Here is a 21,755-nt window from a genome sequence, read left to right on the forward strand (position 1 = left end):
GGCGCGCGTCATGCTTGCGCGCCGGCCTTCCGGGGCCTTATTCTGGACTGCCTCTTGCGGGGCGGTCATTACTCTGTTATCGTTAGACGTTGCGCTGGCTGCCTCCTGCCCATCTGAATATCCGCCTCAGCTTTTGAGGGCGTTTGCTCTGCGGGTTGCCGTCAGCACAATTTGGCAACGTTACTAGTCACAGCAGAGGACGCATCTTGGCAGTCTCCGTCTCCAGCCAGACTCAGAACGATCAGAACGACGCTGTGGTGCCCGGGGCGCCCAAGCGCGTCTCGTTCGCGAAGATCTCCGAGCCTCTCCCCGTTCCGGGGCTGCTCGATCTGCAGATCGATTCGTTCGAATGGCTCGTCGGCACGCCCGCATGGCGCGAGAAGGCAGCGGCCCGCGGTGAGGCTCAGCCCACCGGTGGCCTGGAGGACATCCTCGCTGAACTCTCCCCGATCGAGGACTTCTCGGGCTCGATGTCCCTGTCCTTCTCCGATCCGCGCTTCGATGAGGTCAAGGCCTCCATCGAGGAGTGCAAGGACAAGGACATGACGTACGCGGCTCCGCTGTTCGTCACGGCCGAGTTCATCAACAACAACACCGGCGAGATCAAGTCGCAGACCGTCTTCATGGGTGATTTCCCGATGATGACGGACAAGGGCACGTTCATCATCAACGGCACCGAGCGCGTGGTCGTCTCGCAGCTGGTCCGTAGCCCGGGCGTGTACTTCGACGAGACCATCGACAAGTCCACCGAGAAGCCGCTGCACAGCGTCAAGGTGATCCCGGCGCGCGGCGCCTGGCTCGAGTTCGACGTCGACAAGCGCGACACCGTCGGCGTGCGCATCGACCGCAAGCGCCGCCAGCCGGTCACCGTGCTGCTCAAGGCGCTGGGCTGGACCAGCGAGCAGATCCTGGAGCGCTTCGGCTTCTCCGAGATCATGCGCTCGACCCTGGAGAAGGACAACACCGCCGGCACCGACGAGGCGCTGCTGGACATCTACCGCAAGCTGCGCCCGGGCGAGCCGCCCACCAAGGAGTCGGCGCAGACCCTCCTGGAGAACCTGTTCTTCAAGGAGAAGCGTTACGACCTGGCCCGCGTCGGCCGGTACAAGCTGAACAAGAAGCTCGGTCTCCCGGCGAACTCGGACGGCACCCAGCCGCTCGTGCTCACCGAGGAGGACATCGTCGCGACGATCGAGTACCTGGTGCGTCTGCACGAGGCACCGTCGGAGCAGCTGACCTACATGACCGTGCCCGGCGGCGAGGAGGTGCCGGTCGAGGTCGACGACATCGACCACTTCGGCAACCGCCGCCTGCGCACCGTCGGTGAGCTGATCCAGAACCAGCTCCGGGTGGGCCTGTCCCGCATGGAGCGCGTGGTGCGCGAGCGCATGACCACGCAGGACGTCGAGGCGATCACCCCGCAGACCCTGATCAACATCCGCCCGGTCTCGGCGGCGATCAAGGAGTTCTTCGGCACCAGCCAGCTCTCGCAGTTCATGGACCAGAACAACCCGCTCTCGGGCCTGACCCACAAGCGTCGTCTCTCGGCGCTCGGCCCCGGCGGCCTCTCGCGTGAGCGCGCCGGCCTCGAGGTCCGCGACGTGCACCCCTCGCACTACGGCCGTATGTGCCCGATCGAGACCCCTGAGGGCCCGAACATCGGCCTGATCGGTTCGCTGTCGGTGTACGCCCGGGTCAATCCGTTCGGCTTCATCGAGACCCCGTACCGCAAGGTCGTCGACGGCCAGACCACCGACGAGATCGTCTACATGACCGCCGACGAGGAGGACCGCTACTACATCGCTCAGGCGAACGCGGCCACCGACGCCTCCGGCCGCCTGTCCGACGAGAAGGTGCTCGTGCGTAAGCGCGGCTCCGAGGTGGAGTTCGTCCCGGTCTCGGCCGTGGAGTACATGGACATCTCGCCGCGCCAGATGGTCTCGGTCGCGACCGCGATGATCCCGTTCCTCGAGCACGACGACGCCAACCGCGCCCTCATGGGTGCGAACATGCAGCGTCAGGCCGTGCCGCTGGTCCGCAGCGAGTCGCCGCTGGTCGGCACCGGTATGGAGCTGCGCGCCGCGGTCGACGCCGGCGATGTGGTGATCACCGACGTCGCCGGTGCGATCGAGGAGGTCTCCGCCGACTTCATCACCGTGATGGCCGACGACGGCACCCGCAAGACGCACCGTCTGCGCAAGTTCGCCCGCTCCAACCAGGGCACCTGCGCCAACCAGCGTCCGATCGTGAGCGCCGGCCAGCGGGTCGAGGCCGGTCAGGTGCTGGCCGACGGCCCGTGCACCGACAACGGTGAGATGGCGCTCGGTAAGAACCTGCTGGTGGCGATCATGCCGTGGGAGGGTCACAACTACGAGGACGCGATCATCCTCAGTCAGCGCCTGGTGGAGGAGGACGTGCTCACGTCCATCCACATCGAGGAGCACGAGATCGACGCCCGCGACACCAAGCTGGGCGCCGAGGAGATCACCCGGGACATCCCGAACGTCTCCGATGAGGTGCTGGCCGATCTCGACGAGCGCGGCATCATCCGCATCGGTGCCGAGGTCCGCGACGGCGACATCCTGGTCGGCAAGGTCACCCCGAAGGGCGAGACCGAGCTGACCCCGGAGGAGCGCCTGCTGCGCGCCATCTTCGGCGAGAAGGCCCGTGAGGTCCGCGACACCTCGCTGAAGGTGCCGCACGGTGAGACCGGCAAGGTGATCGGCGTGCGCGTCTTCTCGCGCGACGACGACGACGAGCTGGCCCCCGGTGTCAACGAGCTGGTCCGCGTGTACGTGGCCCAGAAGCGCAAGGTGCAGGACGGCGACAAGCTGGCCGGCCGGCACGGCAACAAGGGCGTCATCGGCAAGATCCTGCCGGCCGAGGACATGCCCTTCCTGCCCGACGGCACCCCCGTCGACATCATCCTCAACACCCACGGTGTGCCGCGTCGTATGAACATCGGCCAGATCCTGGAGACCCACCTCGGGTGGGTCGCCAAGACCGGCTGGGACGTCCGCGACGAGAAGGGGAACATCCCGGACTGGGCCTCGGCCCTGCCCGAGGAGATGTACAGCCAGCCCAAGGACACCAACACCGCCACCCCGGTGTTCGACGGTGCCCGGGACGAGGAGCTGGCCGGCCTGCTCGGCTCGACCCTGCCCAACCGCGACGGCGACGTCATGGTGCAGGCGGACGGCAAGGCGCAGCTCTTCGACGGCCGCTCCGGCGAGCCCTTCCCGTACCCGGTGTCGATCGGCTACATGTACATCCTCAAGCTGCACCACCTGGTGGACGAGAAGATCCACGCCCGTTCCACCGGTCCGTACTCGATGATCACCCAGCAGCCGCTCGGTGGTAAGGCGCAGTTCGGTGGACAGCGCTTCGGTGAGATGGAGTGCTGGGCCATGCAGGCCTACGGCGCCGCCTACACCCTGCAGGAACTGCTGACCATCAAGTCGGACGACGTGGTGGGCCGCGTGAAGGTCTACGAGGCCATCGTCAAGGGCGAGAACATCCCCGAGCCGGGCATCCCCGAGTCGTTCAAGGTGCTCCTCAAGGAGCTCCAGTCGCTCTGCCTGAACGTGGAGGTGCTCTCGTCCGACGGTGCCGCCATCGAGATGGCCGACGGGGACGACGAGGATCTCGAGCGCGCTGCTGCCAACCTGGGCATCAACCTCTCGCGCAACGAGAACGCCTCGGCCGAAGACCTCGCCAACTAACCGCCGACCGAACGAATAAGGAGAGAAGTGCTCGACGTCAACTTCTTCGACGAACTGAAGATCGGTCTGGCGACCGCCGATGACATCCGCAACTGGAGCTACGGCGAGGTCAAGAAGCCCGAGACCATCAACTACCGCACGCTCAAGCCCGAGAAGGACGGCCTGTTCTGCGAGAAGATCTTCGGACCTACTCGCGACTGGGAGTGCTACTGCGGTAAGTACAAGCGTGTCCGCTTCAAGGGCATCATCTGCGAGCGCTGCGGCGTCGAGGTCACTCGCGCCAAGGTGCGTCGTGAGCGGATGGGCCACATCGAGCTGGCCGCTCCCGTCACCCACATCTGGTACTTCAAGGGCGTCCCGTCGCGACTGGGCTACCTGCTGGACCTGGCGCCGAAGGATCTCGAGAAGATCATCTACTTCGCGGCCTACGTGATCACCGAGGTCGACGAGGAGCAGCGGCACAACGAGCAGTCCACGCTCGAGGCCGAGATCACCTCCGAGAAGAAGGTGCTCGCGGACCAGCGCGATGTGGATCTGGAGAACCGCGCCAAGAAGCTCGAGGACGATCTCGCCGTGCTCGAGGCCGAGGGCGCCAAGGCCGATGCCCGCCGCAAGGTCAAGGACGGCGGCGAGCGGGAGATGCGGCAGATCCGCGACCGCGCGCAGCGTGCCATCGACGAGCTCGACGAGATCTGGAGCACCTTCGTCAAGCTCGCCCCGAAGGACATGATCGTCGACGAGAAGCTCTACCGTGAGCTGCAGGATCGGTACGGCGAGTACTTCAAGGGCGCGATGGGTGCCGAGGCGATCAAGAAGCTCATCGAGAACTTCGACATCGACGCCGAGGCCGAGTCGCTGCGCGAGACCATCCGCAGCGGCAAGGGCCAGAAGAAGCTGCGTGCGCTCAAGCGACTGAAGGTCGTCGCGGCGTTCCAGCAGTCCGGCAACTCCCCGCTGGGCATGGTCCTCGACGCCGTCCCGGTGATCCCGCCGGAGCTGCGCCCGATGGTCCAGCTCGACGGTGGCCGGTTCGCCACCTCGGACCTCAACGACCTCTACCGTCGTGTGATCAACCGCAACAACCGCCTCAAGCGACTGATCGACCTCGGCGCGCCCGAGATCATCGTCAACAACGAGAAGCGGATGCTGCAGGAGTCCGTCGACGCGCTGTTCGACAACGGCCGGCGCGGCCGTCCGGTCACCGGACCGGGCAACCGTCCGCTCAAGTCGCTCTCGGATCTGCTCAAGGGCAAGCAGGGCCGGTTCCGCCAGAACCTGCTCGGTAAGCGCGTGGACTACTCCGGTCGTTCGGTGATCGTGGTGGGCCCGCAGCTCAAGCTGCACCAGTGCGGCCTGCCGAAGTTGATGGCGCTGGAGCTGTTCAAGCCCTTCGTGATGAAGCGGTTGGTGGATCTGAACCACGCGCAGAACATCAAGTCGGCCAAGCGCATGGTGGAGCGGCAGCGTCCGCAGGTGTGGGACGTCCTCGAAGAGGTCATCGCCGAGCACCCGGTGCTGCTCAACCGTGCTCCCACGCTGCACCGCCTGGGTATCCAGGCCTTCGAGCCGCAGCTCGTCGAGGGCAAGGCCATCCAGCTGCACCCGCTGGTCTGTGAGGCCTTCAACGCCGACTTCGACGGTGACCAGATGGCCGTGCACCTGCCGCTGTCCGCGGAGGCGCAGGCCGAGGCCCGCATCCTGATGCTGTCGAGCAACAACATCCTCTCGCCGGCCTCGGGCCGACCGCTGGCCATGCCCCGTCTGGACATGGTGACCGGTCTGTACCACCTGACCACGGAGAAGGCCGACGCTCTCGGCCATCACGTTCCCGCGGCCAAGGATCAGCCGGAGCAGGGCGTCTACTCCAGCCCGGCTGAGGCCATCATGGCCGTCGACCTGGGTGAGCTGTCGATCCAGGCCCCGATCCGGGTCCGGCTGACCGATCAGCGTCCGCCGGCCGAGGTCGAGAAGGAGCTGTTCGACGGTGCCTGGCAGCGCGGTCAGGCGTGGACGGCGCAGACCACGCTCGGACGTGTGCTGTTCAACGACCTGCTGCCCTCGGACTACCCGTTCGTGGACGAGCAGATGCCGAAGAAGCGCCAGGCCGTGATCATCAACGATCTGGCCGAGCGGTACCCGATGATCGTGGTCGCGCAGACCGTCGACAAGCTCAAGGACGCCGGTTTCTACTGGGCGACCCGCAGCGGCGTGACGGTCTCGATGTCCGACGTGCTGGTTCCGCCCAGCAAGAAGGAGATCCTCGACCGCTACGAGGAGCGGGCCGACGGTATCGAGCGCAAGTACGCCCGCGGTGCACTCACCTCCGGTGAGCGTCGCGATGCGCTGGTCGAGATCTGGAAGCAGGCCACGGACGAGGTCGGTAAGGCGATCGACGACTTCTACCCCGCCGACAACCCGATCACGATGATCCCGAAGTCGGGTGCTACCGGCAACATGACCCAGGTGCGGAACCTGGCCGGCATGAAGGGCCTGGTGACGAACCCGAAGGGTGAGTTCATCCCGCGCCCGATCAAGTCGTCGTTCCGTGAGGGCCTGACGGTGCTGGAGTACTTCATCAACACCCACGGCGCTCGTAAGGGTCTGGCCGATACCGCGCTGCGTACCGCCGACTCGGGTTACCTGACCCGTCGTCTGGTGGACGTCTCGCAGGACGTCATCGTCCGCGAGGAGGACTGCGGTACCAGCCGCGGCATCATCGTTCCGCTGGGCGAGAAGCAGCCCGACGGTTCGATCATCCGCGATGCGCACGTCGAGACCTCGGCGTACGCCCGTACCCTCGCCGAGGACGCGGTCGACGCCAAGGGCGAGGTCGTCGTCGAGCGGGGCCGTGATCTCGGTGATCCGCAGATCGAGGCGCTGCTGGCGGCCGGCATCGACCAGGTCAAGGTGCGCTCGGTGCTCACCTGCACCACGGGCACCGGCGTGTGCGCCACGTGCTACGGCCGTTCGATGGCCACCGGCAAGCTGGTGGACATCGGCGAGGCCGTGGGCATCGTCGCCGCCCAGTCCATCGGTGAGCCCGGTACCCAGCTGACCATGCGTACTTTCCACCAGGGTGGCGTCGGTGACGACATCACCGGTGGTCTGCCGCGAGTCACCGAGCTGTTCGAGGCCCGTGTCCCCAAGGGCAAGGCCCCGATCGCCGAGGTCTCCGGCCGGATCCGCCTGGAGGACGACGACCGGTTCTACACGATCACCATCACGCCGGACGACGGCAGCGAGGAGGTCGTGTACGACAAGATCTCCAAGCGTCAGCGTCTGCGCGTGTTCAAGCACGAGGACGGCAGCGAGCGTCTGCTGGCCGACGGTGACCACGTGCAGGTCGGTCAGCAGCTGCTCGAGGGCGCTGCCGATCCGCACGAGGTGCTGCGCGTGATGGGCCCGCGACAGGTGCAGGTGCACCTGGTCAACGAGGTCCAGGAGGTGTACCGGAGCCAGGGTGTGTCGATCCACGACAAGCACATCGAGACGATCGTTCGTCAGATGCTGCGCCGCGTGACGATCATCGATTCCGGCGCCACCGAGTTCCTGCCCGGTTCGCTCACCGAGCGCAGCGAGTTCGAGTCGGAGAACCGCCGCGTGGTGGCCGAGGGCGGCGAGCCCGCGGCCGGCCGTCCGGTGCTCATGGGCATCACCAAGGCCTCGCTCGCGACCGATTCGTGGCTGTCGGCGGCCTCCTTCCAGGAGACCACCCGCGTGCTCACGGACGCCGCGATCAACACCCGCTCCGACAAGCTGGTGGGCCTGAAGGAGAACGTGATCATCGGCAAGCTGATCCCGGCCGGTACCGGCATCAACAAGTACCGGAACATCCAGGTGCAGCCGACCGAGGAGGCCCGCGCGGCCGCCTACACGGTGCCGTCCTTCGACGATCAGTACTACGGCCCGGAGGGCGCCTTCGGCGCACCGTCGGGTGCCGCGGTGCCGCTCGACGACTACGGATTCTCCGACGGTTACCGGTGAACTGAGTAGCTGACAACGGCCCCCGACCTGGGGAACAGGTCGGGGGCCGTTGTCTGTCATCCGGTCCGGAGACCGGTCGGGCGCCGGCTGTTGACGTCCTCGCTCCACTGTGTGTACGGTGTGAACATTCGGCGATGTTCACGCCGTACACACTGGAAGCCGAGGAGTCCGCCATGACCGCCGCTGAACTCACGCACACCACCTCCACCGGTACTCGCTCCAGGTCGTGGATCGCGGGGATGGTGCTCACCGCACTGATCTGGGCCTTCCTGGTCTTCGACGTGGTCGGGAAGCTGACCAAGCCGCAGGCGGTGATCGACGGAACGCTGAGACTCGGCTTCCAGGACAAGCACATCCTGGTGATCGGTGTGTTGCTGCTGATCGGCGTCGTGCTGTGGACCATCCCGCGCACCGCGGTGATCGGCGCCATCTACCTCACCGGGTACCTCGGTGGCGCGGTGGCGAGCAACCTCCGGGCCGAACAGGCGATCGCCGGGTTCGTGCTCTCGGGCGTGTACGTGGGCGTGCTCATCTGGGTCGCGATGGTCCTGCGCCGGCCGGACCTGCGCCGCGCGATCCTCGGCCGGTGAGCGGTCGTCGCCCCCGGGCTACGCGACCGGGACGATCTCCGAACCCAGGGGGAAAAGGGAGAGCCGGATCATCTTGAAGTTGGCGATGCCCAGCGGGATGCCGATGATCGTCAGGCACAGGGCGATACCGGTGATGATGTGCCCGATCGCCAGCCAGATCCCGGCCACCAGCATCCAGATGATGTTCCCCAGCAGTGATGCCGCGCCGGCGTTCGGCCGGTCGACGACGGTGCGGCCGAACGGCCACAGCGCGTAATTGGCGATCCGGAAGGAGGCCAGCCCGAACGGGATGGTCACGATCAGGATCATGCAGATCAGGCCGGCCACGGCGTAACCGACCGCCATCCAGAATCCGCACAGCACCAGCCAGATGATGTTCAGCAGCAGCTTCATCGTGCCAGTATGCCGGGCCGGAGCCGGTTCAGGCCGTCGCCGCCCGGAGTTCGCTGCGCAGCGGACTGTCGGCGAGCTTGATCACGAGCAGCGCCAGCGGTACCAGCACCAGCCCGATCAGCGGTCCGACCAGGACGACGGTGTCGATCGGGAAGTTCAGCGCCAGGTACAGCCCGGCCAGGGAGCCGGTGACCGCGGTGATCGCGCAGATCACGCTGATCGCCCGGATCCGGGCGCGGAACGGCGCCGAACCGGCCATGCACCGGTCCCAGGAATCCGCGGGCACCCGCAGGAATCGCACGTACATCGGAGCCAGGATCGTGCCCACCAGCGGCTTGCGGGTGAACGAGGAGATGATGAAGTACCCGGCGGCGAAGAAGCCGTCGATCGCCTGCGCGGCCAGTGCGATCCGCGGCTCGCCGGTCACCAGGGACGGGATCAACGACACCGCCAGGATCAGCGTGGTGAACAGTTCCAACTGCCCCACCTGCCGGGTCGCCAGCATCCGCCAGCCAGCGATCACCAGGCCCACGACGATCCCCGTCACCACCCCGTTCAGCTGGGAGAACCCGGCGAGGCGAGTGGTGGCGAAGTAGGCGAGAACCGGCAGCAGCGCTCCCAGGATCGCGGGCGGCGGCTTCCTCACGGCCGGACCCTGTCCTCGCCGGTGCTGCGCACCATGTTCCGTACCGAGAACCGCTCACCCGGAGCACCCAGCCCGCGCAGGATGGACAGTCGCACGGCGTGGAAACCGATCGACAGCGGCAGTGCGGCGGTCAGGGCCGCCGCGGTCACCGGTCGACGGTGCAGCCGGAAGGTGCGCGGCAGGTAGGCGGCGTAGGTGGCGTAACTGGAGACGCTGCTGTAGAAGCGGCGCGGCGAGACCTCCACCACCACGTCGCGGATCAGCGCGCACGCGCCCCCGGTCTCCTGGACGCACAGTGCGATGTCGACGTCCTCGAAGATGTCGCGACGCATGGTCACCCGGTCCCGGATCCGGGCCCAGGTGTCGGCCCGGAAGGCCATGCTGGGGCCGAAGCAGTAGCTGATCTCCTGGGCGCGGGCGGCGTTGCGGCCGAGCGGATCGTTCCACTTGTTCAGCGCCGACTGCAGCCGCCGGCCGGGCAGGCCGCGGAACTCGCCGAGCGTGGAGACCACGTCGAAGCCGCAGCCGTCCTCGGTGTCGAAGAAGGTGCGCAGGCGCTGCGCCCAGCCGGGGGCGACGACCGTGTCCGCGTCGATCCGGGCGATGACGTCGCTGGTCGCGGCGTCGAGTCCGGTGTTGCGTGCCCATACCAGGCCCTGCCGGGTCTCCGGGATCAGCCGTACCGTCGGGTGTGCCCGGGCGATCGCCCGCACGATGTCGGCGGTGTCGTCGGTCGAGTTGTTGTCGACCACGATGATCTCGTCGATCGGCGGGGTCTGGGCCAGGAGCAGCTCCAGACACTCGCCGATGATCTCGCCCTCGTTGTAGGCGGGGACCACGACTGCGAAGGTGTTCTCGGCCATGCGGCGATGCTAAGGCGAGCGAAAGGCCGTGGCAGAGTGAGGACCGGTGAGTTCCCTCACAGGGGTTGGTTTTGCTGCTCGTCCCGTGGTGGCCCGCACTGCGCGCAGTCGCAGCAGCAACACCGCTGCGGCGGCGGAGCGGCGCTCTGGCGAAACGACGCCCGGGACTGTTCGAACTCGGCTGCGAGATCGACCTCGGCGGGCCGCTGCGCGGGCTCGTCGAGCACTGTGACCTGCTGGAACCGGGAGGTTCGATAGGTGCGCCGTTGTCCCTCACGCAGTGCCAACAGGTACCAGGCCTGCCCGGCGTGCACCAGCCCGACGGGGTCGAGTGTGCGCTGCGCCGGTGCGCCGCCGCGCGGCTGGTACACCGCGCGGATCCGCAGGCCGTCGATCACGGCGTGGTGCAGCTCACCGAGGAACGGGTCCGGATCGGGGCTGCGGATGAAGCCGTCCGGGCGGACGTGGATCCGCTGGGCGGCGGCGGCCGCCTCCCGGCGGTGCGCCTCCGGCAGTGCCGCGGCGACCTTGCGCATGGCGCTGGCGAAGGCGGGGGAGACGGGGGCTCCGGCCAGGAGCGCCTTGGCCTCGTCGAGGGTGAGGCCGGTGAGGTCGGTGCGGTAGCCGGGGAGCAGGCGGATACCGCCGCCGCGGCCGCGATCGGTGTAGACCGGCACCCCCGCGAGCGACAGTGCTTCGACGTCGCGGAGCACCGTGCGGGTGGAGACCTCGAGTTCGCCCGCCAGCTGTGCGGCGGTCATGGTGCCGCGGTGGCGCAGCAGCATCAGCACGGAGAGCAGTCGATCGGCCCGCATGGATGCCAGCATCGCAGACCAAGATGACAGGAGGTGTCATATTTGGGCGGTTGAATCGCCGTCATGACCTTCTCAGCCACTGACCCCCGTCCCGCGTACGCAGCCGTTTCGGCCTGGATGCAGTCCCTGCTCACCGGGCTCTCCGATGACCAGCTCGGCCGTCCCACCCCGTGCGACGAGTTCGACGTCCGCACGCTCGCACAGCACATCGGCGCCGTCGGACTCCGCGCCGTCGCACTCGCCGAGACCGCCGGCGTCGAGGGACAGCCGTTCCTCGCCGACGACTTCACCGCCGACGCCTACGGTGCCGTCCGCGAGCGCGCCCTCGCCGCGTGGCAGGCGGCGCCCCTCGACCGCGAGGTCACCGTGCCGTGGGGTGTCGTCGCGGGGAACGTGGCGCTGGGCATGTACGTCAACGAGACCCTGGTGCACGGCTGGGACCTCGCGGTCGCCACCGGGCAGGCCGCCGAGTTCCCCGACGGCGCGGTGCCCGAGGCTGTGCTCGCGGTCGCGCAGGCCGGTCTGCCGGCCCAGATCCGGGAGCTCCCGGACGTGCCCTTCGGGTCGGTCGTCGAGCCCCGCGACGGCGCCGGCCCCACCGAGCGCCTGGCCAACTGGAACGGCCGCAGCTCCGCCGGTTGGGTGGCCTGAACCCGGCTACGGCTCTAGTCCTCGAACAGGGCCCGGATGTCGGCGGCGGCGAGCCGGGAATCGAAACCGCCGTCGCCGCCGACCACCGAGTCGAACAACGCCGCCTTGCGTTCCTTGAGGGCCATCACCTTGTCCTCGATGGTGTCGGCGGACACCAGCCGGTAGACCATCACACCCCGGGTCTGGCCGATCCGGTGCGCCCGGTCGATCGCCTGCGCCTCGGCGGCCGGGTTCCACCACGGGTCCAGCAGGAAGCAGTAGTCCGCCTGCACCAGGTTGAGGCCGAAACCGCCGGCCTTGAGCGAGATCAGGAAGACCTGCACCTCGCCGGAGGTGAACCGCTCGATCGCCGAGGTCCGGTCCGTGGTCGAACCGTCGAGGTAGGCGTACTGAACGCCTTCCTCGTCGAGCCGTTCGGCGGCCTTGCGCAGGAAACCGGTGAACTGGCTGAACACCAGCACCGCGTGGTTCTCCTCCAGCAGTTCGTGCAGCTTGTCCGTCAGGTAGTCCAGCTTGGCCACGTCCTCGACGGCCAGTTCCTCGTCCACCAGGGACGGGTCCAGCGCGAGCCGGCGCAGCATGGTCAGCGAGCGCAGGATCTCGAACCGGTTGCCCTCCAGATCGTCCAGCAGCCCCAGCAGCTTCGCCCGCTGATCGGCCAGGAGCCGGTCGTAGGTGTGACGGTGCTCGTCGGACAGTTCCACCTGCACCACGGACTCGGTCTTCTCCGGGAGGTCCTTGGCCACCAGATCCTTGGTGCGGCGCAGCATGAACGGCCGCACCCGCCGCCGCAGTCGCGCCAGCCGGTCGTCGTCACCGCCGCGCTCGATCGGCCGCCGGTACTCCTCGGCGAACCACGACCGCCCCGGGAACAGGCCCGGCACCGTCAGCGCGGTCAGCGCCCACAGCTCCTCGAGGTGGTTTTCCATCGGCGTGCCGGTCACCGCCAGGGTGAAGCGGCGGTCCAGCAGCGAGACCGCCGCGAAGGCCTTCGACCGCGGGTTCTTCACGAACTGCGCCTCGTCCAGGATCACCCCGGCCCAGCTCACCGCCTCGTACTCCTCGGCGTCCAGGCGCAGCAGGGTGTACGAGGTGAGGACGACGTCGGCACCGTCGACCAGAGTGGCGATCGACGCCCCGGACTTGCGGGAGGTCTCGGTCACCGCGGCCACCGTCAGGTGCGGCGCGAACCGCCGGCACTCCGCGGCCCAGTTGCCCACCACCGAGGTGGGCGCCACCACCAGGAACGGGCCCGCGGGGGAGTCCGCCCGTTCGTGCGCCCGGCAGATCAGCGCCAGTGTCTGCACCGTCTTGCCCAGGCCCATGTCGTCGGCCAGGATGCCGCCGAAGTCGTTGTCGTAGAGGAACGCCAGCCAGTCCAGGCCATCGCGCTGGTACGGCCGCAGCTCCGCCTTCAAGGTCGACGGTGCCTGCTGCCGGGTCAGGTCACCGGCGGTGAGCGCGCCCACCCGGCGCGACCAGTCACCGTCGAAATCGGTGGCATCGGCCAGCCCCGCGAGCTCATCGACCAGGCCCGCCTGGAACCGGCTGATCCGCAGGCCGCTCTCGTCACCGGCGCGGCCGGGGCCGGTCCCGGCGGTGCGTCGCCGGCCACCCTTGGTGGGCAGGTCACGGGCTTCGCCGATCAGCTCGCGCAGCCGGTCGAACCGCTCGCCGTCGATCCGCGCCAGCACCCCACCGGGTGTCACCAGGGTGTCGTGGCCGGCGGCGAGGGCGGTGAACACCTCCCGGAACGGGACCTCCTCACCGTCCACCTCCACCGCGACCTCGAGATCGAACCAGTCGGTGACCCCTTTCCCGGCGTCCGAGCGCACCCGCACCGCGACCGAGGCGTCCGAATCGGCCCAGCGGAACCCGGGATCGTCGGTCACCTCCACGATCACACCGGGAACCGACCGCAGCACCGGCGCGGCCTCGGCCAGCCACACCGCGGCCTCCGTGCCCCGGTAGAAGCCCTGTGAATGGTCGATGCTGACGTCCGCCTCGCGCAGCGCCACCGCCATCGCGCGGGTGATCCGCTGCTGGCCGACGGTGTCGGCGATCCCCGCGGGTTCGCGGCCGAGCGGGTAATCGGTGGCCTCGCCGGTGCCGTTCTGGTCGACGACGGTGTACCGCCACTTCCAGTCGACCTCCAACTCGGTGGCCTCGGGCAGGTACCGCGCGCTGCACACCAGCTCCGGGCCCAGCACCTCGACCTCACCGACCAGTCGCTGCGGATCCCGCACCGGCGCCACCGCCGCCAGGTACGGCAGGTACTTCTCCCGCAGGGCCGGCACCGACTCGGCCGGCACCTGCACCGGGGTGAACCGGCGCAGAGCACTGGTGTGCGCGGCGGAGAGCGGCGGGTCGAGCGGGGCGAGCCGCAGCACCTCGTCGTCCTGCTGGAAGACGCCGAGCGCGCGGTGCGCACCGAGCAGCCCGCCGGTGAACGGCCGCGGGCCGTCACCGAAATCGACCTCCCGGTCCAGCTCGACCGCCCCGCCGACGTCCCGGGCCACCAACCCCAGTCGGGTCGGACCGCCGAGCACGACGGCGCCCTTGGCCTTCTTGGTGAGCATCGGCACTCCGGCGTCGCGGATCACCCGCAGCTGGTCCCACAGCAGCGGCGTGTCGACCATGCCCAGGTCGGCCCAGGAATCGACGCCGTACAGCGACCAGGTGATCAGCTGGGCCAGCGGCGCCAGCACGTCCCGGTGCGCGGTCGCGATCCGCGGCGCCGAGGCGATGGTGCGCCAGCGCACGTCCCCGGCCACCCAGGTGCCCTCACGCATACCCGGGGTGGCCAGGCGCACCTGCAGCCGCTGCCCGGAGACCACGCCCCGGCCGTCCACCTCGAACTGCAGCGCCACCGGCAGCACCGCTGCGCCGGTGCGCGGCGTCTCCGGCAGCAGTGCTTCGAGCTGGCGCTCCCACGGGTCGGGCTGTTCGACGATGCCGTCCTCGACGTCCTCGGTGGTCAGTTCCAGGAGCAGCGCGGCGCCGTGCTTGCAGTTCAGTGCGACCGGGCAGGTGCACAGGCTGCGCACCGGCCGCCAGCCGCGGGCGCCGGGTTCGATCCACACCTGCGCGTCGTACTCCCGGGTGCCGGCCACCACGCCGGTCACCTGGCGCTTCTCGTCGTCCCATTCCAGGTCGCCGATCAGTCCGGTGCCCACGTACTCGCCCGCGCGACGCACGGTAGGGCCCCCGAAGAATCCGGTCAGGCTCTCGGGGGTGAACGAGGGCCCGCCACTGGACGTCGATGCGCTCATGGTCAAGCGGACAGTCTACCGCGCTTCGGGCCGCGGCTCCGGTTCACCGAGGAGTGCACCGCGGCTGGCGGTGGCCTGTGCGCGCAGTGCCGCGGCCACGGCGGCCACCTCGCGGCGGCGCTCGGCCTCCGGGCGCACCACCATCCAGTACTCCAACTCCACCGAGACCTCGCCGGGCAGCACCCGCACCAGCTCCGGCCGGGCGTCGGCCAGGAAGCAGGGGAGCAGACCCAGCCCGGCTCCGGCGCAGGTGGCCTCGACGTGCACCAGCACATTGGTGGAACTGAGCCGATCGGACATCTCCGGGACCAGCACCCGGGCCTGGTCCAGATCGTCGACCGTGAGCAGTGAGTCGATGAAGTAGACCAGCGGCCGCCCGGCCAGGTCCGCGCGCCGGCGCGGCGTCCCCTCGGCGGTCAGGTACTCGCGGGAGCCGTACAACCCGAGCCGGTACGGGGCGAGGTGCACCGGCTGCACCCGGAACGTGCGGGGCCGTCCCACCACCACCTCGATGTCGACCCCGGAGCGGGTCGACGGTGCCCGTCTGGTCACCGTCAGCAGGTCCACGGACAGCCGCGGATGCGCCCGGCCCAGTTCGGCGATCGCCGGCGCCACCACACGGGCGCTGAAACCGTCGGTGGCCGCGATCCGCACCTTGCCGCGCAGCTCGTGATCGGTATCGGCATCCAGCTCCTGCAGCACCGACTCGATCCGCTCGCCCGCGGAGACCGCCGTGCGGCCGAGGTCGGTCAGTTCCCAGCCGCCCGGCCCGCGGGCCAGCAGGGGGCCGCCGAGAGCCTGTTCCAGTGCGGCCACCCGGCGTGAGGCGGTGGTGTGGTTGATGCCGAGCAGGTCGGCGGCGGTGGTGTACCGGCCGGTGCGGGCGACCGCGAGCAGGGTGAGCAGGCCGTCGGCGCTCGGGTCAGGTGTGTGCATCAATGCAGATCCGATCCGCGGTCATGGTCATTGTGTCTGCGATTTTATCCATACATACTGCTCCGGAACATGATGCACGTCACACCGCACCACGGCCGTGACAGATGGCACAAGAAAGCAGTAGGAGTCTTCAATGGCGCACACCGACCTCGAACAGCCCCGGGGGCTGCGCAAGATCGTGGCCGCGTCGATGGCCGGAACGGTCGTCGAGTGGTACGAGTTCTTCCTCTACGGCATCGCCGCCACGGTGGTGTTCAACAAGATCTTCTTCAAGGCCGGCGCCAGTGAGTACGACGCCATCATCGCGGCCTTCGTCACCTATGCCGTGGGCTTCGCCGCCCGCCCGATCGGCGGGATCGTCTTCGGTCACCTCGGTGACCGGCTCGGACGCAAGAAGCTGCTGCAGGTCTCGATCCTCATGGTCGGCGTGGCCACCTTCCTGATGGGCTGCCTGCCCACGTTCAACCAGATCGGCTACTGGGCGCCGGCGGCGCTGGTGCTGCTGCGCTTCATCCAGGGCTTCGCGGTGGGCGGCGAATGGGGCGGCGCGGTGCTGCTGGTGGCCGAGCACAGCCCCGACCGCTCCCGCGGATTCTGGGCCTCCTGGCCGCAGGCCGGCGTGCCGGGCGGCAACCTGGCGGCCACCGTCGTCCTGCTGATCCTGACCAACACCCTCTCCGACGACGACTTCCTGGCCTGGGGCTGGCGCATCGCGTTCTGGCTGTCCGCGGTGATCGTGCTGGTCGGCTACTACATCCGCACTCAGGTCGACGAGTCGCCGCTGTTCCAGCAGGCGCAGCAGGAGATCGAGCACGAGAAGGCCGTCTCCTACGGTGTGCTGGAGGTGCTGCGGCGCTACCCCCGCGGCGTGCTCTCGGCGATGGGCCTGCGCTTCGGCGAGAACATCTTCTACTACCTGGTGGTCACCTTCTCCATCACCTACCTCAAGACCGTGGTGAAGATGGACACCTCCGACATCCTGCTCTGGCTGCTCATCGCGCACGTGGTGCACTTCGCGGTGATGCCGCTGGTCGGCGGACTCGCCGACCGTGTGGGCCGGCGCCCGGTGTACTGGGCCGGTGCCGCACTCGCCGCGACCTGGGGCTTCTTCGCCTTCCCGATGTTCGACACCGGACACGGCGCGATCGTGGTCACCGCGGTCACCATTGGCCTGGTCTTCCACGCCCTGATGTACGCACCCCAGCCGGCCATCATGGCCGAGTCCTTCCCGACCCGGATGCGGTACTCCGGCGTCTCGCTCGCCGCGCAGGTCACCTCGATCGCGGCCGGCTCACTGGCCCCGATCATCGCCACCGCACTGCTCAAGGACTTCCACTCGTCGGTGCCGGTCGCGGTGTACCTGGCGATCGCCTGCGGGATCACCTTCATCGCGGTCTTCTTCGTCCGTGAGACCAAGGGGATCAGCCTGGCCGCGATCGACGCCGAGGATCGTGCCGCCCTGGCCAAGCGCGCCGAGGTCACCGCGTGAGGGCACTGGTCACCGGTGGGGCCTCCGGGATCGGGGCGGCCGTCGCACGCCGGCTCGCCGCCGACGGGGCCGAGGTCACCGTCGTCGACCGGGACGGTGGTGCGGCCGCCGAGCTCGCCGGGCGGATCGGCGGCAGCGCCCTGGAACTGGACCTCACCGACACCGCGGCGCTGGCCGAACTGAGCGTCGACGCCGATCTGCTGGTGAGCAACGCCGGGGTGCAGCACGTGGCCCCGATCGAGGACTTCGATCCGGCGCACTTCCACCGGATCATCACCCTGATGCTGGAGGCGCCGTTCCTGCTGACCCGGGCCGTGCTGCCGGGGATGTACCAGCGGGGCTTCGGCCGGATCGTGCACGTCTCCTCGGTGCACGGGCTGCGGGCCTCGAAGTACAAGTCGGCGTACGTCGCGGCCAAGCACGGGGTGGAGGGCCTGTCGAAGGTGACCGCACTGGAGGCCGGACCGCACGGCGTGACCAGCAACTGCGTCAACCCCGGCTACGTGCGCACCGCGCTGGTGGCCGCGCAGATCGCCGAGCAGGCCGCCGCGCACGGCATCACCGAGCAGCAGGTCACCGACGAGGTGTTCCTGGCCCGCCCGGCGATCAAGAGGCTGATCGAGCCGGACGAGGTGGCGGGGCTCGTGGCCTGGCTGTGCAGCCCGGAGGCGGCGATGGTGACGGGCGCCTCGTACACCATGGACGGTGGCTGGACCGCCAACTGAAGACCGATCCGCGCGCGGTCCACCGGGTTCCCGGTGGGCCGCGCGTCTGACTTGGAGCACCGCCGCGTGACCCGATACCGTACGACAGGGCCGCACGGTGGGCCGTGTCGATGAGGGTCGTGCAGTAGTTGAGGATTGTTGACCGGTGGTGGGACGAACGATGAGCCGAGGCGGCGCCGACGCGGATCCTTCCGCCACGAACGACACCGGCGCGTCCGCCGAGCCGGCGCAGTCCGGGCGACCCGGACGCATTACCGGCCACCTGTTCGAGCTGGACATCGTCCGCATCGTCACCTTCGCGGGCGTCATCTTCGACCACTGCGTCTCCGGGACCACGTTCCCGTTCAGCGTCGCCTCCAACGCGGTGCAGACCGTCTTCCACTACACCCGGAACGCCTTCTTCGCGCTCACCGGATTCGTTCTGGTGTACCAGTACCGGGACCGCAAGCTCGACGCCGTCGACTTCTGGCGCCGCCGCTACAAGGCCGTGGGCCTACCGTTCCTGACCTGGACCGTCTTCTACTGGCTGTACCACATGTACATCATGTGGCCGCCGGCCTTCGGGAACATCACCCGCACCTTCACCACCTGGGAATCGACCTGGGATGCGGTGAAGGTGCTCGGCTACGACCTGCTCACCGGTGACGCCTGGTACCACCTGTACTTCGTCTTCGTGACCATGCAGGTGTATCTGATCTTCCCGCTGCTGTTGAAGTTCCTCCGCTGGACCTGGGGCTACCACCGCTACCTGCTGGCCGGAAGCCTCGCCTTCCACCTGGTGCTGCTGCACTACATGACCACCGCGCGGCCGCAGATCTTCAACTACGGACTGCTCTCCACGCTGTGGAACCACCTGCCGGCGACGCTGCTGCCGTACCAGTTCTTCACCCTGCTCGGCTGCATCGCGGCGATGCACATCGAGGGCGCTCGCGCCTTCATCCGGCGGGTGCGCGGCCGGGTGATCGCGCTCGCGCTCGCGGTGATGATGGTCACCCTGATCATCTACGGCTCCAAGGTCAGCATGGACGGGCTGTTCCCGACCGATGCGGCCAACGTCTTCCGCCCGTACGCCACCGCGATGTTCATCGCGATCATCCTGGCGCTGTACGCCGCCGGGACCGTGTGGGCCGATCACCGCACCCCGGGCTCGTTCTGGGACGTCTTCCTCAAGACCGCCTCGGACCGTTCCTTCGGCATCTTCCTGGTGCACGGCTTCGTCTTGCAGGAACTCGCGCCCACCATTCAGCGTTTCCGGTACGAGGTGTACGCGCCCATCGTGACCGCCGTCGCCTTCGCGGTCACCGTCGTGCTGACGGTGGCGGTCACCGAGGTGCTGCGCCGCAGCCCGCTGAGTCTGTGGACCACCGGACGCACGATGCTCCCGATGGCGCGGCAGAGCCTGCGCGATGCGATCGGGATCGGCATCGCGATGATCGTGCTCGGCGCGCTCGCGTACTGGGTGCTCGACGTCCCGGCCGGTGCGCTGTCGATCTTCTTCGGTGCGGCGGCCCTGCTGTGGCAACTGCTGGGCCGGACGGTGTTCGCCGGCCCGGCCGGTGCGCGGCCGTGATGTCCGGGGAGGTCGGTCAGGGCTCGTCCGCGGCGGCCTCGAACAGCCAGGACATCACCAGCGCCCCCGGATCGGGCACCCCGCGCACACTGTCGCCGAGGTAGCTCGCCCGGCCCCGGGACGCGGTCAGTCCCGCGGTGGCGGCCACCCCGTCCGCCGCGGCGCGCGCGGCCTCCGCCACTGTTCCCCCGGCGTCGAGGACCTCGGCCGCCGGTGCCAGTGCGTCGACCACCGTCTTATCGCCCACCCGCGCGCCGCCCAGTTCGACCACCGCGTCCAGTCCGGCCCGCACTCCGGCCGCGAGATCTGCGGAGTCACCGCGGTCGGAGCGGGCGGCCCGGGCCAGCTCGGTGAAGAAGGTCCCGAAGACCGCACCGGAGGTGCCGCCCGAGCGCACCAGGTACGAGGTGGCGAGCGCACGGAGCACCTCGGCGTCGCTGCCGCGCAGGGGCAGCGTGAAGTGCCCCAGCGCCGCCGCCATGTTGGTCCCGAAATCACCGTCACCGGCCCGCCGGTCCAGATCGGTGAGCTCGTCGATCGAGCCCTGCACCCGGCCCACGAAGTCCGAGAGCCACCGGTTCGGCGCGCCGGAATCGGCGGCGTCGGCGGGCCGGGCCTGCGACAGCCGGTCCAGGTGCGACGGCGCGCCCGCCGCGCCCGGCCAGCCCGGGGCGTGCGCGGGTGCGTCCCACAGCCGGATCAGCTCGTCGTCGAGGGCGACCACGGTCACCGAGAAACCGGTCATGTCCAGGGCGGTCACGAACCGGCCCAGCAGCGACCGGGTCACCTCGATCCCGCGTTCGGCGAGTTGCTTGACCGCTTCGGCGAAGACGGTGCCGAGTTCCAGATCGGTGACCGCGCCCAGATTGTTGACCACCACCAGTGCCCGGCCGCCGGCGACCAGTCCGGTGCCGGGCAGGATCCGGGTCAGCAGCTCGGTGACGATCTCCTCCGCCGACGCCACCGGCAACTCCTGCGGAGCCCGCTCACCGTGGATGCCCACACCGAACGCCATGTCGCCGTGAGCGAGCCGGAACGACGGCTGCGGCGCGCCCGGCACTCCGCAACCGCTCACCGAGACCGCCATCGACCGGGCTCGCGCGGCCGCGCGTCGGCCCACCGCGGCCACCGAGGCCAGGTCGCGGCCCTGTTCGGCGGCCGCGCCGCACACCTTCTCCACCACGACCACCGCCGCGGTGCCGCGCCGCCCGGGACCGTCGGTGTGTTCGGTGGCGACGTCGTCGTCGATCAGGACCGTCTCGGTCACCGTCGCGGGGCCGTCACCGTGGTCGGCGGCCAGGCGCCGGGCGACGGCGAAGTTCATCACGTCACCGGTGTAGTTCTTGACGATGTGCAGCACCCCGGCGCCGGTGTCCACGGCGCGGGTCGCGGCGGCGATCGCGATCGCATTGGGGGAGGTGAAGATCAGGCCGGGGCAGGCGGCGTCGAGCATCCCGGCGCCGACCATTCCCACGTGCAGCGGTTCGTGGCCGGAGCCGCCGCCGGAGACCAGCGCCACACCGGAGGTGCGGGGGTTGCGGCGGGCGACGAATCCGGCGTCGTGCCAGGCGGCGTCGGGGTGCGCGGCGAGGATGCCCCGCAGGCCGTCGGTGAGCAGGGAGGTCGGGGAGTTCTCGAAGCGGGCGCGGGGAGTCACGCCGTCGACGTTAGCGAGGAATGTGCAACTCCGCGTGGCCGTCCTCGATGACGGTGAACGCCGAGGTGGGGAACTTGGCGAAGGTGAACGTGGGGTCGAGGATCCGGGCGGCTTCGGCGAGGCCGGGATCGTGGCCGAGGACCAGCACCGTTCGCGCGTCACCGCGTTCGGCGTCGACGATCTTGAGGATCTGCTCGCCGGAGGCGCCGTACAGATCGGGGATGGACCGCACCGGCGCGTCGACCGCGGCCTGCGCGAGGGTCTGCACCGCCCGCTCGGCGGTCGAGCACAGCACCAGATCGACGGTGTGGCCGAACCGCCGGATCGCCTTACCCGCCAGCGCGGCCTGCCGGACCCCGCGCGGCGCCAGCGGCCGGTCGTGGTCGTCGACCTTGTCCGGGTACGCGGACTTTCCGTGCCGCAGCAGGATCAGCGTGTCCAT

General features: G+C 69.1%; 14 protein-coding genes and 1 pseudogene. 7 read left to right on the top strand and 8 right to left on the bottom strand.

The genetic code is table 11. The features are described 5' to 3' along the window. Positions 1-171 precede the first annotated feature (171 nt). From rpoB to ACYVHG_RS09740, 3 genes and pseudogenes are all read left to right on the top strand, one after another. Positions 172-3,722 (top strand): annotated as a pseudogene (gene rpoB / locus ACYVHG_RS09730) (DNA-directed RNA polymerase subunit beta). Positions 3,723-3,749: 27 nt separating this feature from the next. Continuing rightward, a complete protein-coding gene (locus ACYVHG_RS09735; protein ID WP_461167238.1) occupies positions 3,750-7,706 on the top strand; it encodes a DNA-directed RNA polymerase subunit beta' in 3,957 nt (1,318 codons plus the stop codon). 173 nt (positions 7,707-7,879) lie between these two features. Further along, the gene (locus tag ACYVHG_RS09740; RefSeq protein ID WP_461167239.1) at positions 7,880-8,296 is read left to right on the top strand and encodes a DoxX family protein; all 417 of its coding nucleotides are present in this window, start codon (positions 7,880-7,882) and stop codon (positions 8,294-8,296) included. An 18-nt stretch (positions 8,297-8,314) separates the two neighbouring features. Here ACYVHG_RS09740 and ACYVHG_RS09745 read toward each other — a convergent pair whose 3' ends face one another. Genes ACYVHG_RS09745 through ACYVHG_RS09760 form a run of 4 tightly spaced genes read right to left on the bottom strand, consistent with a single transcriptional unit; the run spans position 8,315 to position 11,013 of the window. Further along, on the bottom strand, positions 8,315-8,689 hold the full coding sequence (locus ACYVHG_RS09745) for a YccF domain-containing protein (protein ID WP_461167240.1): 375 nt from the start codon (positions 8,687-8,689) through the stop codon (positions 8,315-8,317). 28 nt (positions 8,690-8,717) lie between these two features. After that, positions 8,718-9,335 (bottom strand): VC0807 family protein, encoded by a 618-nt coding sequence (locus ACYVHG_RS09750; protein WP_461167241.1) that lies wholly within the window; start codon positions 9,333-9,335, stop codon positions 8,718-8,720. Then, the gene (locus tag ACYVHG_RS09755) at positions 9,332-10,198 is read right to left on the bottom strand and encodes a glycosyltransferase family 2 protein (protein ID WP_461167242.1); all 867 of its coding nucleotides are present in this window, start codon (positions 10,196-10,198) and stop codon (positions 9,332-9,334) included. The genes ACYVHG_RS09750 and ACYVHG_RS09755 overlap by 4 nt, the downstream gene beginning before the upstream one ends. 56 nt (positions 10,199-10,254) lie before the next feature. Beyond that, entirely contained in the window at positions 10,255-11,013 is a 759-nt protein-coding gene (locus ACYVHG_RS09760; RefSeq protein WP_461167243.1) for a helix-turn-helix transcriptional regulator, read from the bottom strand. A 63-nt stretch (positions 11,014-11,076) separates the two neighbouring features. On the opposite strand from ACYVHG_RS09760, the gene ACYVHG_RS09765 reads away from it, so the two are divergent. Then, positions 11,077-11,664: a TIGR03086 family metal-binding protein gene (locus ACYVHG_RS09765; RefSeq protein WP_461167244.1), complete on the top strand. Its 588-nt coding sequence runs from the start codon at positions 11,077-11,079 to the stop codon at positions 11,662-11,664. Between the two features lie 14 nt (positions 11,665-11,678). On the opposite strand, the gene ACYVHG_RS09770 is transcribed toward ACYVHG_RS09765, so the two are convergent. Together ACYVHG_RS09770 and ACYVHG_RS09775 are read right to left on the bottom strand one after the other, a co-directional pair. Then, a complete protein-coding gene (locus ACYVHG_RS09770; RefSeq protein ID WP_461167641.1) occupies positions 11,679-14,936 on the bottom strand; it encodes an SNF2-related protein in 3,258 nt (1,085 codons plus the stop codon). 15 nt (positions 14,937-14,951) lie between these two features. Continuing rightward, positions 14,952-15,872 carry a LysR family transcriptional regulator gene (locus ACYVHG_RS09775; RefSeq protein ID WP_461167245.1) on the bottom strand — a complete coding sequence of 307 codons (921 nt, stop codon included), beginning with the start codon at positions 15,870-15,872 and terminating at the stop codon, positions 14,952-14,954. 133 nt (positions 15,873-16,005) lie between these two features. On the opposite strand from ACYVHG_RS09775, the gene ACYVHG_RS09780 reads away from it, so the two are divergent. The 3 genes from ACYVHG_RS09780 to ACYVHG_RS09790 all read left to right on the top strand — a co-directional run bounded on the left by ACYVHG_RS09780 (position 16,006) and on the right by ACYVHG_RS09790 (position 19,656). After that, a complete protein-coding gene (locus ACYVHG_RS09780) occupies positions 16,006-17,361 on the top strand; it encodes an MFS transporter (RefSeq protein WP_461167246.1) in 1,356 nt (451 codons plus the stop codon). Next, a complete protein-coding gene (locus ACYVHG_RS09785; protein WP_461167247.1) occupies positions 17,358-18,086 on the top strand; it encodes an SDR family oxidoreductase in 729 nt (242 codons plus the stop codon). The genes ACYVHG_RS09780 and ACYVHG_RS09785 overlap by 4 nt, the downstream gene beginning before the upstream one ends. 160 nt (positions 18,087-18,246) lie before the next feature. Then, positions 18,247-19,656, top strand: coding sequence for an acyltransferase (locus tag ACYVHG_RS09790; protein WP_461167248.1), 1,410 nt, complete (start codon positions 18,247-18,249; stop codon positions 19,654-19,656). Positions 19,657-19,672: 16 nt separating this feature from the next. On the opposite strand, the gene ACYVHG_RS09795 is transcribed toward ACYVHG_RS09790, so the two are convergent. Both ACYVHG_RS09795 and ACYVHG_RS09800 read right to left on the bottom strand, forming a co-directional pair. Beyond that, positions 19,673-21,313, bottom strand: coding sequence for a dihydroxyacetone kinase family protein (locus ACYVHG_RS09795; protein WP_461167249.1), 1,641 nt, complete (start codon positions 21,311-21,313; stop codon positions 19,673-19,675). Between the two features lie 10 nt (positions 21,314-21,323). Beyond that, positions 21,324-21,755: a SixA phosphatase family protein gene (locus ACYVHG_RS09800; RefSeq protein ID WP_461167250.1), complete on the bottom strand. Its 432-nt coding sequence runs from the start codon at positions 21,753-21,755 to the stop codon at positions 21,324-21,326.

It is taken from the genome of Tsukamurella serpentis (genome assembly GCF_054780975.1).

Bases quoted from the DNA above. Each gene is read 5' to 3' on its own strand.
- ACYVHG_RS09780 (WP_461167246.1), top strand. From the start codon at position 16,006: ATGGCGCACACCGACCTCGAACAGCCCCGGGGGCTGCGCAAGATCGTG.
- ACYVHG_RS09740 (WP_461167239.1), top strand. From the start codon at position 7,880: ATGACCGCCGCTGAACTCACGCACACCACCTCCACCGGTACTCGCTCC.
- ACYVHG_RS09770 (WP_461167641.1), bottom strand. From the start codon at position 14,936: ATGAGCGCATCGACGTCCAGTGGCGGGCCCTCGTTCACCCCCGAGAGC.
- ACYVHG_RS09800 (WP_461167250.1), bottom strand. From the start codon at position 21,755: ATGGACACGCTGATCCTGCTGCGGCACGGAAAGTCCGCGTACCCGGAC.
- ACYVHG_RS09755 (WP_461167242.1), bottom strand. From the start codon at position 10,198: ATGGCCGAGAACACCTTCGCAGTCGTGGTCCCCGCCTACAACGAGGGC.
- ACYVHG_RS09775 (WP_461167245.1), bottom strand. From the start codon at position 15,872: ATGCACACACCTGACCCGAGCGCCGACGGCCTGCTCACCCTGCTCGCG.
- ACYVHG_RS09765 (WP_461167244.1), top strand. From the start codon at position 11,077: ATGACCTTCTCAGCCACTGACCCCCGTCCCGCGTACGCAGCCGTTTCG.
- ACYVHG_RS09790 (WP_461167248.1), top strand. From the start codon at position 18,247: ATGAGCCGAGGCGGCGCCGACGCGGATCCTTCCGCCACGAACGACACC.
- ACYVHG_RS09760 (WP_461167243.1), bottom strand. From the start codon at position 11,013: ATGCGGGCCGATCGACTGCTCTCCGTGCTGATGCTGCTGCGCCACCGC.
- ACYVHG_RS09745 (WP_461167240.1), bottom strand. From the start codon at position 8,689: ATGAAGCTGCTGCTGAACATCATCTGGCTGGTGCTGTGCGGATTCTGG.